Genomic DNA, 11,763 nt, shown 5'->3' on the forward strand with positions numbered 1-11,763 from the left:
TCTATTTTATTTTGCTCTTATTATAATTTATAAGAGAACCTGCCTCTACGATGGATTTTTCGGCATCAGTCATTTCAGCGATGTTTAAACTGATTTCTTTTATATCATTACCTATTATATAGGCAGGAATTTTTGACATATCACCCCTTAGATGAGACTTGATATTCGGTACGAAGATATAATCTCCCACTTCAAAATCAGGTTCGGCATCCAAAAGGAAAGGCAGCATACCCCAGTTCATAACATTTGAACGGTATCTCTTTGTGGCATACTCTTTAGCAATATTTGCAAGACCGCCTATTACTCTTTGGCAACTTGCAGCCTGCTCTCTGGCAGAACCGTCACCCGGCTTCTTTGCATAAATCATGCTGCCTATCTCTGTATCGTTTGCAATTATATTTGAAAAGCCTTCAATTGTCTTTATCTTATCAAAGACATCGGCTAATTCAGCATTGTCCTTTAAAATGTCTGCTCCGCTTCTTCTTGCCTTCTCTATAACATCCACCTTCTTACTTCTACCTACATATTCAGGATCTCTTCTTGAAAGTGTAAACTCCGCAAGTCCGAGCGGATTTGATCTGTATGAAGATGTCTCACCTGAAGGTATGAGCTCGTCTGTAGTTGTCACATCGTCAAGTATCTTTGAGCAAACCTTTAAAAGTATATTGTCTGTAAGCGCAGTCATCTCAGGCCAGTCCTTGATATTAGGTCCGTATACCAGATCGCTCTCCTCATGTGCATTGCCGAATCCGTTATATACTCTGTTTTTGTATATTGTATCATCGTAGTGATACTCAGGCACAACATAGTCGTCCGCATACTCTGTAGCAGGTGTTAAGATGCCCTTATTCCTTGCGGTTGCCGCTACAGACCTTGCGTCCATAAGCGCTACTGCAGACATCTGTCCTGAACCCGGCTTTGAACCCTCTCTGTTCGGGAAGTTTCTTGTGGTATGTCTTATAGACAATCCGTTGTTTGCAGGTGTATCTCCGGCGCCGAAACAAGGACCGCAAAAAGCTGTCTTTACAACGGCACCGCTCTCCATAAGATCCGCAACCGCACCGTTTCTTGTAGTCTCTATAAATACCGGCTGTGATGAAGGATATACATTTAAGTTAAACTCATCAAAACCTGTACTGTGTCCTTTAAGTATATGTGCGGCTTCCATTACATTTGAATATGTACCGCCTGCACAACCTGCTATGATACCCTGTGATACACGAAGCTTTCCGTTCTCGATTTTATCGACAAGCTTTAAGCCCTTTCCGGCCTCACCGCCAATCTTTATCGCCTCAACTTCTACCTCATGTAACAAATCTTCCAAGTTTTCATTAAGAGTATCTATCTCATAAACATTACTCGGATGGAAAGGCAGTGCAATCATAGGCTTTATTGTGGAAAGATCTACATATACCACTCCGTCATAGTATGTCACATCTGCAGGCTTTAACTGTTTGTAATCGCCGACTCTTCCGTGTACACTTAAAAACTTCTTTGTATCCTCATCAGTCTCCCAAACGGATGACAAACAGGTGGTCTCTGTAGTCATTACATCCACACCGTTTCTGTAATCTGTGGTCATGGACGCGATTCCCGGTCCTACAAATTCCATTATTTTATTCTTTACATAACCGTTTTTGAACACCGCACCAATAATTGCAAGCGCGATATCCTGCGGTCCTACACCTGCCTTCGGTGCTCCCTCCAGATAAATTGCAATTATTTCAGGTCTGTTTACATCGTATGTATCCTGTAAAAGCTGTTTTACAAGTTCTCCGCCACCTTCACCTATAGCCATTGTTCCAAGCGCCCCGTATCTGGTGTGTGAATCCGAACCAAGTATCATCTTGCCGCAACCTGCAAACGCCTCTCTCATATACTGATGAATTACCGCTATATGAGGAGGTACATATATTCCGCCATACTTTTTTGCAGCTGAAAGTCCGAACATATGGTCGTCCTCATTTATAGTTCCACCGACTGCACAAAGTGAATTGTGACAATTGGTCAAAACATAAGGCAACGGAAATTTTTCCATACCGCTTGCCTTGGCTGTCTGTATTATTCCTACAAAGGTAATATCATGTGAAGCCATAGCATCAAACTTAAGTCTGAGCTTGTCCATATTTCCCGATGTATTGTGAGCCTTCAATATATTATAAGCAATACTTCCCTTTCTTGCCTCTTCCTTATCTATCTCTTTTCCTGTAACCGCTTTTATTTTATCTTTATCATTTTCTTCAATAAGTGTATTACCGTTTATTAAGTATGCACCGCCATTGTATAATTTAACCATATTTCCTCCTAGTTTTCTACAATAGTATATCCTATCAAAAAGTTATTTTCAAGGCTGTTGATTTTATCTTAAAATCAAAATGAGGGCATTGCCCTCATTTATGATACGGTTCATTATTTCTTATTCTGTATGCTCTGTATATCTGCTCAAGCAATATAACCCTCATCAGCTGATGTGGAAATGTCATATCAGAAAAACTCAGCCTCTCATCGGCTCTCTTAAGTACACTCTCATGAAGTCCTAAAGACCCTCCTATGACAAATGTGAGATTCCCCTTTGACAAGATGTCATAATTTTCCATCCTCTTTGCAAAACTTTCCGAGGTATACTTCTTACCGTCAATTGCAAGAGCCACCACATAGCTGTTATTAAACTTTGATAAGATACGCTCCGCTTCAATCTGCTTTATCTTATCTTCTTCAGATGCGCTTGCATTTGCAGGAGTCTTTTCATCCTTTACCTCTGTAATACTCATTTTTGCATACCTTGAGAGTCTCTTTGCATACTCTTCTATGGCATCACGATAAAATTTTTCCTTAATGCTCCCCACCACAACTATATTTATATTCATAACTATTCCTTGAAATAGTATCCCACACCCCATTTGGTATGGATATACTTAGGCTCGCTCGGATTCGGCTCAATCTTTTCTCTAAGCCTTCTCACATGTACATCCACAGTCCTTACATCACCTGCCTCATGCAATTTATTGCCCCAAACAATATTTAAAAGCTGTTCCCTTGAATACACCTTGTCGGGATTTTGAGTAAGCAGCTCCAAGATATCAAACTCCTTTGCGGTAAGGTTTACTTCCTTGCCCTTTTCAAAGACTCTTCTGCTGTCAAGGTCAAGCTTTAAGTCGGACACCTCTATTATTCTGTCGTTTTTATCTGCCGCCTTTGACTTTTTTGAATTTCTTCTTATTATAGCCTTTATCCTTGCCTTGACCTCAAGTATGTTGAAAGGCTTTGTGATATAGTCGTCGGCACCGTATTCAAGTCCAAGTATCTTGTCCATATCTGTGCCCTTTGCAGTCAACATAATAATAGGCATCTCTGAAAACTCTCTTATAGCCTGACAGACTTCCATACCGTCCATCTCAGGCAACATTACATCCAAAAGCACTATATCATATTCTTTTTCCTTAGCCATTCTTAGAGCTTCTTTACCGTCATAGGCCACATCCACCTCATAACCGTCCTGCTCCAAGCTGAACTTAATCCCTTTGACTATCAATTTTTCATCATCTACAACAAGTGCCTTATTCATCATTAACTCCTAATTTATGCAAATCTTATCTTTAATCTTATTAAATGCCGCCTCTTTTATTCCTGATATATTCATTATATCCTCAGTGGATGAAAAAGCTTTTGACTTTCTATATTCTATTATGGAATCGGCCTTTCTCTCTCCTATACCCGGCAAACACATAAGCTCTTCCTTGGTCGCGGTGTTGATATTTACAAGTGCAACCCCCTGTGAATCTTTTGCTTCATCCACAGGCATTTGAAAGCTTGCACTCTCAACCTCATCCACGCTTGGAATAACTATATGTTCACCGCCTTCAAGCTTTTTTGCCAGGTTTACATAATCCTTACAGGCTCCCTCACTGAAACCGCCTGCCATCTTGACAGCTTCATTTATGATGGAACCCTTCTTTAATGTATACACATCCGGATTATTCACACAGCCCGAAACAAATACATCAATATACTCTTCTGTAGCGGCAGTCTCAAGCACACTCTCCTCTAAAGAAGCTTCACTGCTTTCTTCTGAGGTCTCAATATCCGCTTTTTCAAATTTGATATCGCTTTTATCTTTACAAGCCGTAAGCAAAAAGCATAAAAACATCAGCAAAAAAATCTTTTTCACAGCTCTCCTTTCAGACAGCCATGTAAGTATAATTCTATTCTAGCAAATTAAAAGTTAAAAACAAGTATCTAAAATATTAAGATATCTTTTCATATCTTAACTTGTTAATTTTAAGATTTATTTTTTGCCGCTATCACAAGATGCTCTGCCAGTACGGATGTCGTCACCGCTCCCACACCTTTCGGAACAGGTGTAGCCATAGCCGCATTGACTACATTGGATAAATCCACATCGCCACAGAGCTTACCGTCCACAAAGTTGATTCCCACATCAATGACAATTGCATTATCTCCTATATACTCTTCATTTATCATCTTTGCCCTACCTACAGCCACTATCAGTACATCGGCATTTTTACAGACTTCTTTCAGATTTTTTGTCTTTGAGTGGCAGATTGTAACCGTAGCATTTTTACTGAGTGCCATCATAGCCACAGGCTTACCTATAACCATGCTTCTACCCACTACAACAACATTTTTACCCTCAAGCTCTATATTATTGCTCTCAATAATCTTCATTACAGCCTTAGCGGTACACGGTGCAAATCCTTCCTTCTCACCTGCAAAAATCTTTGCTATATTCTTGTATGAAATACCGTCAAGGTCCTTTTTTTCATCCAGCGCGTCAATTACCTTTTTTTCATCTATATGCTTTGGAAGAGGTCTGAAAAGAAGTATTCCGTCAATATTTTTATCGGCATTTATCTTTTTAAATTCATCCAAAAACTCATCCGATGAGATACTTTCATCAAACTCAAATACCTTGGTATTCAATGAGAGCGACTCCATCTTTTTGATTGCACCCTTCTCATATGAAAGGTCTGCAGGATTTGCTCCGATTCTTACTATGCCGAGAGTGGGAGTATATCCGTTTAAACTTTTTTTCATACTTTCAATCTCTTCTTTTATAACATTTGCAGTATCCGCTCCATATAGTAAAATCATAAAAGTACCTCCAAAACTGTTCTGTATATAATATCGGACTTTTCCATGGTGCTTTCAAGCAACTCGCTTGCCTCATCCAAAAGCTCTCCGGCAAGTTTTCTGTCTTTCATATATTTTAAGTTTATAATCACATTCATCATAGCTCCGCTTACTGCACTTCTAAGCAAACTTACAGCCACTCCGGCATCGGAAACTGCAAGCTTTGAGCCGTTTTTGGCCAAAAACTCAATGTCCGACAACATCTCTCCCGCTTCTTTCATAACCTCAAGCGGCGCCATGGCTGCATCGTATAAAAGCTTTTCCATGTTCTTTTCATGCTCCGCCCTCTCTATTTCATCCTTAGGCTTAAAACCGTAAGCTTGTGAAAGCGGATAAAAGACCTCTGCATCCTTATCGGCCAGCTTTATAAAGCTCTTTATATGAGAATTCATACTCTCAAGTATTTTCTTTACATCATCTTCCACTGCAATATAGCTTTTTTTTCCTACAGTCAGATTGCAGACCATACTTGACAGTGCGGCAGATAATGCACCTGCAACGGCACTTGCACCGCCTCCACCGGGCACAGGTGCTTTTGACGCCAACTCTTTTAAATATTCATCTATCTTATAACTTCCTGTATTCATTATGTCCATCCTTTCCACACATCAGGTGTATACCCTACAGTCGCTTCTTTACCATTTCTTACTATAGGCAGTTTAAGTACCTGCTGATTCTCTAAAATCTTAGGGATTTTGTCTTCTTGTGAAAGATATTTTATCAGTGTCAAAGTCTCACTGTCTTTGCACTTTTCATCCAGCATATTTTCAAATCCGCCTACAGCCTGCATAACTGAATTAAACTCCCCTTTTGAAAGTCCCTTTTCCTTCATATCCACAAGCTGAAACTTTATATTTCTCTCTTTAAAAAATCTTACAGCCTTCTTCGTATCTGAAGACTTATTGGTACCAAATATTTGTATGTTCATATTTTCTCCAAAATACTAATAAGAAAGACCCTTATTTGGGTCTTGTCTTTATCTTTTTCTTATTTAACCATAAAAGCAGTCCTATATATGCTGCATAAACAATACGCAATCTGCCTTTAAATGAAATATCCACTTCTATAATCTCATCGTAAAACATCGGTATAATCTTAAAATCATCCTTATAGAGCGGATAAAATACAGCCAAAATTTCAAGCACCTGACCTGTAACGGAAGGATCCTCAAATCCGAACTTAAAGTAACCTACTATTTTTTTAGGCAGTACATGAACTATAATCTTTTTTGTCTTTTCAAGCATCTTCATAAAGATAAGCTTGTTTTCTTCATTTGTAATAATATAGTGAATATCTTTCACCTTTTCCAAAATTTTTTCAGGTAAATTCTTATTCTTATTATCCTTCTTTTTATCTTTGGCTTTTTTTACAGCCTTTGTGTGCTTTTTTTCCTGCTTGTTAAGCTCATCTGCTTTAACAGGCAGTATGTTTTCAGTATCTTTTTTATGTTTTTTTATATTATCGCCTTTTAAAGAAGCACTTTTCTCTTCACTGTTTTCTTTCTTTAATAAACTTTTTTCTTCAGTTTCTTTTTCAAAAGTATCTTTATTATCAGATTTTACCTTTTGCTCATCCTTTGAATCTTCCTTGTTGGAAAATACTGTAAAAAACCAAGCCACCTTGGCACTTATATCAAGCTCTTCCTTAAACTTAAGTGAGATATTCAGGAATTTGAAAAACCATGTAACACTCAAATCTATATCAGGTGTCTTTTTAAAATAAATCTTGCCCCTATATCTTACCGGGATAAAAAGCACCATCAAAACAATAAGCAGTGCGAGGGCAATCAGAGCGAGTATGATAATACCGATAACTTTTAATATAGTAAGTAATACGCCTATCATCCTTCCTCCAATTTTAAAAAACTGTGATATTCAAAATCACCTCTTGTTTTATAGGTATCTTCAACTATCTTTGAAATAAGCTCGATTCCGGATTTCTTGCCTAAAGCAAGACCGACTATATAAACATTTGTATCCTTATAGTTGTTTAAAAAAACGGCATTATGCACCAGTGTAAGCTTGTCTTCTCCTTCAAGAAATACAACCAGATGTAATAAAAAAGAGGTTTTATTAAACTTTAAGGATCTCACATATTTTCTATAGTCATTCTTTATATCCGAAGACAGATATAAATTTTTTGAAAATACCATATATACCTCACTTAAATAAAGTCCCTAAGAAAAATACTCCAAAATGCACTTTCTAAGCAATCCCAGTGCAGAGATAACGGTCTGCTCCCTGACATTTGCTCTGTCGCCTGTGAATCTGAACTCTTCTACATGGACATTGTTCTTTACACATACTCCGATATACACCAATCCTACAGGTTTTTGTGCAGTACCTCCGTCAGGTCCGGCAATGCCTGTTACCGATATACTTACATCACTGTCCGCTTCAAGAGCCGCACCAAGTGCCATCTCTCTTGCAGTCTGAGCACTTACGGCACCGTATTTTTTCAGTGTTGCCTTATTTACTCCCAAAGTTTTTCTTTTGGCCTTGTTTGTATATGTAATGAATCCCTCTTTGTATACATCAGACACTCCCGGAACATTTATTATCCTTCCTGCCAAAAGTCCGCCTGTACACGACTCGGCGGTAGATATGGTAAGTTCATTCTTTTCAAGCAAACTTACCACACTCATCTCAAGAGACTTTTTCTCCTTAGTAGAATAAATATAGTTTCGAAGTCTTTTCTTTATTTCTTTTGAAACAGGTCTTATAATGTCCTTTGCCTCATCTTCGGTATCGGCATCTGCTGTAAGTATTATATAAGTTTTAGAATCAAAAGGCTTTATTTCAATATCCAAATCTTCATTGTCCATTAAGTCTGAAATATCGGCTCTTATTTCCTTTTCAGTTATTCCAATGAGTTTTATCGTTTTATTTCTTGTAATTGTATCCATTTTGTCTCCTTTATAAATACATCTATTTACTGCTCATTATAACACTCTTATTCTTAATAATATACTCACATAGTGAAAATACTGTAAGGAAAAGCATCAGTACAATAAAAATATTTGTTACAATACTTAGCTGCGGCAAATTGATAATAAGTAAAATAACGGTAATCATCTGCACAACAGTCTTTAACTTGCCTGACATTGCGGCCGCTATAACAACACCGTTATCCGATGCTACAAGCCTGATACCGCTTATAATAAACTCTCTTGCTATAACTATCAGCACTACTACAGAACTCAACTGTCTAAGTTCCACAAAGCAAATAAGTCCCGAACATACAAGTACCTTGTCCGCCAGAGGATCCATAAACTTACCGAAGTCTGTAATAAGATTATACTTTCTTGCAATCATGCCGTCCAGAGTGTCTGTAATCGCCGCAACTGCAAATATAATCAAGGCGACAATCCTGAAGTTGTAATCCTCACCGCCTTTATATAACAGGCTTGCCACAAAAAACGGTATCAATAATACTCTCAAAACTGTCAGTTTGTTAGGCAAATTCATAATGCATCTCCTATCAAATCATACTCTGATGAGCCTGTGATAAGCACATCACAAAAATCTCCGGACATATACTCTCTGTCAGTGTTTACAAACACATATCCGTCCACTCCCGGCACATCCATATATGTTCTTCCTAAATATACATTCTCTTCGGGAAGTTTGCCTTCAATAAGTACCTTGAATGTCTTTCCTATCTTTTCTTCAAGATTTTTTTGTGAGATTTCCTGCTGAACTCTCATTATTCTGTCTCTTCTGGCTTCCTTTTCATCCTCATCTATCTGATTGTCAAACCCTGCCGCAACGGTATCTTCCTCTTCACTGTATGTAAAGACTCCCAGTCTTTCAAATTTCATCTGCTTTATAAAATCAACTACAGTATTGACATCTTCCTCAGTTTCACCCGGAAAACCTGCTATAATTGTGGTTCTAAGAGTAATATCCGGTATATTTTTTCTAAGCTTACCTATAATATTTACCAAGTCGTCATGTGTAGTTCTTCTTGCCATTCTTCTGAGTATATTGTCGGAAGCGTGCTGTATCGGAATATCCAGATATTTACATACCTTATCCTCTTTTGCTATCACATCTATCAGTTCATCTGTAATCTCTTCAGGATAGCAATAAAGTATTCTTATCCACTCGATACCGTCTATCTTGTCAAGTTCCTTTAAAAGCTTCGGCAAAGTCTTCTCTTTGTAGAGGTCGACTCCATATAAAGTAGTCTCCTGTGCAACCAAAATAAGCTCCTTGATGCCTTGTGAAGCAAGATCCTTTGCCTGTGTTATAAGGTCCTCAAGCGGATAACTTCTGTAATTACCTCTAAGTGAAGGTATAATACAGTAGGTACAATTCTTATTACATCCTTCTGCAATCTTTAGATATGCATAGTATCCGCCTGTAGAATTTTTTCTCTTTTTTGAAATTGACGGCAATCTGTCAAGATCCAAAAACTCATTCTTTATCTCACCGCCAAGCACATCTTCCACAGTTTCAACAATCTTATCAAAACTTGAAGTACCAAGCAGTGCGTCCACCTCAGGAATCTCTTTTATTATCTCATCCTTATATCTTTGTGCGAGACATCCTGTAACTATAAGTGCCTTAAGATTACCTTCTTCTTTCAGTCTTGCGGCTTCAAGAATAGCATTGATACTCTCTTCCTTTGCAGACTGTATAAAGCCGCAGGTATTTATTATCATTACCTCAGCTTCTTCGTCAATATCTGTATATTCAAAACCTTTTTCGTTCATCAGACCCAGCATCATCTCCGAGTCAACCGTATTTTTGTCACATCCAAGTGACACCATAGACATTTTCATAAAAACCTTTCAAAAACTAATAAAAAGCCATCATGAAAATGATGGCACATTAAAATGATTCTTAAGCTTCGTTATTAGGATCATCGTTTGTTATTCTGACTTTTTGCTCAAACAGCTCCTCAACGGCAATAGAAAGAGGCTTCTTACCGTCAGCCTTCACCTCAGGTATCTCACCGTCAATGATTTGTCTGGCTCTCTTTGCACTGGCAATAACTATTGAATATCTGCTCTGTACTACAGGTGCCTCTCCCGGATCTACATCTGAGTTTGCAACATTGATAAGTTCACTATATGATGGGTGTAACATTTATTTTTCCTCCAAAAACATTGTCTTTAAGTCTTTTTCTATCTTTTCTATAAAATCTTTGCTGTCCACTTTTAAGTTACCGTGGCTCTCAATGATATGATTTAATTCTCTAACCGCTCTTTCCAAGTCGTCATTTATAAGTATATAGTCATACTTACTCATACAACCCGCTTCCCAAGCGGCCTGCTTCAGTCTCGCCTTTATATCTTTCTCACATTCGGTTCCGCGGTTAACAAGCCTGTCCTTTAGGGTATTTGCATCAGGCGGAGTTATAAAAATAAGCATTGCATCAGGATAGTTTTCCTTGACCTTCAGTGCTCCCTGCACCTCTATCTCAAGTATAACATTTTTTCCGCTCTTTCTTTGCTCTAAAACATAATCCCTCGGTGTTCCGTAGTAGTTATTACAAAACATTGCATACTCTATAAGCTCATCACCTGAAATAAGTTTTTCAAACTCTTCTTTGCTTCTAAAAAAATACTCTCTGCCTTCTTTTTCTCCTTTTCTGGGAGACCTTGTAGTGGCAGAAATCGACAAGGCATAATTATCATATTCTGACATAAGTTTTTTCATCAGAGTACCTTTCCCTGAACCTGAAAAACCTGATACAACAACTAATATTCCGTCAGCCATACTCCCTCTATTCTATGTTTTGAATTTGTTCTCTTATTTTCTCTATTTCTGTTTTAAGTATTATAGCATAGTTAGCTATATTTAGGTCTGTAGATTTAGAAAGAATGGTGTTGGCTTCTCTGTTCATCTCCTGAGCAAGGAAATCAAGTTTTCTACCTATACCGGTATCCAATTTCATTTCATCATTCATAGCCTTTATATGGCTGAAAAGTCTTACAACTTCCTCATCTACACATATCTTATCTGCAAACAAAGTCACCTCCGTTGCGATTCTGTTCTCCTCAATACTTGCTCCGCTCAAAAGCTCATTTACCTTTAAGGTAAGCTTACTCTTATACTCTTCCAAAACTTGCGGATATCTTTCCTTGATATTATCTGCGGTATCTGTCAAAAGCTCAAGCTTTGAATTTATATCTGTAAAGAGTTTCTCACCCTCCGACTCTCTGGTACCTAAGAACACTTTACAAGCCTCTTCCAATACTTTAAAGAGTTGACTCTTTACCTTGTCCTCATCAAGCTTAGGTTCATCAATACTGATAACATCGGGAAGATTTAAAAGATGTGACACTTTCAAATCATCAACTATTTTATACTCTTTACAAAGTTCCAATCCTATATCAAGGTATTTCTTTACAATATTTTTATTCAGATATACTCCGCTTGCCTTGTCCTTAAAATCCAGATAATTTATAAAAAGGTCCACTTTTCCCCTTGAGACATATTTTTTTATAATATTTCTTATCTCAGCTTCAAAGGGAAAAAATCTTCTCGGCATTTTTATATTCAAATCCAGATATCTGTGGTTCACAGACTTAATCTCTACAGACAATTTATAATCATCAGTTATCTCTTCGGCTCTTCCAAAGCCTGTCATACTCTTTATCAA

General features: G+C 37.8%; 15 protein-coding genes. All 15 read right to left on the bottom strand.

The window, feature by feature from the left end; all coding sequences use genetic code 11:
* Position 1: 1 nt before the first annotated feature.
* The 15 genes from EHW90_RS06605 to EHW90_RS06675 all read right to left on the bottom strand — a co-directional run bounded on the left by EHW90_RS06605 (position 2) and on the right by EHW90_RS06675 (position 11,763).
* Entirely contained in the window at positions 2 to 2,296 is a 2,295-nt protein-coding gene (locus EHW90_RS06605) for a hydratase (RefSeq protein ID WP_124952086.1), read from the bottom strand.
* A 94-nt stretch (positions 2,297 to 2,390) separates the two neighbouring features.
* Complete coding sequence (rlmH, locus tag EHW90_RS06610; RefSeq protein ID WP_124952087.1) at positions 2,391 to 2,867, bottom strand: 23S rRNA (pseudouridine(1915)-N(3))-methyltransferase RlmH; 477 nt, start codon at positions 2,865 to 2,867, stop codon at positions 2,391 to 2,393.
* A 2-nt stretch (positions 2,868 to 2,869) separates the two neighbouring features.
* Positions 2,870 to 3,565, bottom strand: a complete 696-nt coding sequence (locus tag EHW90_RS06615; RefSeq protein WP_040457947.1) for a response regulator transcription factor — start codon at positions 3,563 to 3,565, stop codon at positions 2,870 to 2,872.
* 9 nt (positions 3,566 to 3,574) lie between these two features.
* The gene (locus EHW90_RS06620; protein WP_124952088.1) at positions 3,575 to 4,168 is read right to left on the bottom strand and encodes a helix-hairpin-helix domain-containing protein; all 594 of its coding nucleotides are present in this window, start codon (positions 4,166 to 4,168) and stop codon (positions 3,575 to 3,577) included.
* A 110-nt stretch (positions 4,169 to 4,278) separates the two neighbouring features.
* Complete coding sequence (locus EHW90_RS06625; RefSeq protein WP_124952089.1) at positions 4,279 to 5,112, bottom strand: bifunctional 5,10-methylenetetrahydrofolate dehydrogenase/5,10-methenyltetrahydrofolate cyclohydrolase; 834 nt, start codon at positions 5,110 to 5,112, stop codon at positions 4,279 to 4,281.
* On the bottom strand, positions 5,109 to 5,738 hold the full coding sequence (locus EHW90_RS06630) for a cyclodeaminase/cyclohydrolase family protein (RefSeq protein ID WP_207667035.1): 630 nt from the start codon (positions 5,736 to 5,738) through the stop codon (positions 5,109 to 5,111). The genes EHW90_RS06625 and EHW90_RS06630 overlap by 4 nt, the downstream gene beginning before the upstream one ends.
* The gene (locus EHW90_RS06635) at positions 5,738 to 6,079 is read right to left on the bottom strand and encodes an arsenate reductase family protein (protein ID WP_124952091.1); all 342 of its coding nucleotides are present in this window, start codon (positions 6,077 to 6,079) and stop codon (positions 5,738 to 5,740) included. Before EHW90_RS06635 ends, EHW90_RS06630 begins: the two co-directional genes overlap by 1 nt.
* A 31-nt stretch (positions 6,080 to 6,110) precedes the next feature.
* A complete protein-coding gene (locus EHW90_RS06640; RefSeq protein WP_124952092.1) occupies positions 6,111 to 6,995 on the bottom strand; it encodes a DUF2953 domain-containing protein in 885 nt (294 codons plus the stop codon).
* The gene (locus tag EHW90_RS06645) at positions 6,992 to 7,303 is read right to left on the bottom strand and encodes a hypothetical protein (RefSeq protein ID WP_124952093.1); all 312 of its coding nucleotides are present in this window, start codon (positions 7,301 to 7,303) and stop codon (positions 6,992 to 6,994) included. The genes EHW90_RS06640 and EHW90_RS06645 overlap by 4 nt, the downstream gene beginning before the upstream one ends.
* Positions 7,304 to 7,327: 24 nt before the next feature.
* Positions 7,328 to 8,056, bottom strand: a complete 729-nt coding sequence (locus tag EHW90_RS06650; RefSeq protein ID WP_124952094.1) for a nicotinamide-nucleotide amidohydrolase family protein — start codon at positions 8,054 to 8,056, stop codon at positions 7,328 to 7,330.
* A gap of 22 nt (positions 8,057 to 8,078) precedes the next feature.
* Positions 8,079 to 8,618: a CDP-diacylglycerol--glycerol-3-phosphate 3-phosphatidyltransferase gene (gene pgsA, locus EHW90_RS06655; RefSeq protein WP_060932167.1), complete on the bottom strand. Its 540-nt coding sequence runs from the start codon at positions 8,616 to 8,618 to the stop codon at positions 8,079 to 8,081.
* Positions 8,615 to 9,937 (bottom strand): 30S ribosomal protein S12 methylthiotransferase RimO, encoded by a 1,323-nt coding sequence (gene rimO, locus EHW90_RS06660; protein ID WP_124952095.1) that lies wholly within the window; start codon positions 9,935 to 9,937, stop codon positions 8,615 to 8,617. The genes pgsA and rimO overlap by 4 nt, the downstream gene beginning before the upstream one ends.
* 61 nt (positions 9,938 to 9,998) lie before the next feature.
* Positions 9,999 to 10,244 carry a DNA-directed RNA polymerase subunit omega gene (rpoZ, locus tag EHW90_RS06665; RefSeq protein WP_008751277.1) on the bottom strand — a complete coding sequence of 82 codons (246 nt, stop codon included), beginning with the start codon at positions 10,242 to 10,244 and terminating at the stop codon, positions 9,999 to 10,001.
* Entirely contained in the window at positions 10,245 to 10,877 is a 633-nt protein-coding gene (gene gmk / locus EHW90_RS06670) for a guanylate kinase (protein ID WP_124952096.1), read from the bottom strand.
* 7 nt (positions 10,878 to 10,884) lie between these two features.
* Positions 10,885 to 11,763, bottom strand: a complete 879-nt coding sequence (locus EHW90_RS06675) for a YicC/YloC family endoribonuclease (protein ID WP_124952097.1) — start codon at positions 11,761 to 11,763, stop codon at positions 10,885 to 10,887.

This window comes from Lachnoanaerobaculum orale (assembly GCF_003862485.1).
In the GTDB taxonomy this organism is placed as follows: Bacteria; Bacillota; Clostridia; order Lachnospirales; family Lachnospiraceae; genus Lachnoanaerobaculum; species Lachnoanaerobaculum orale.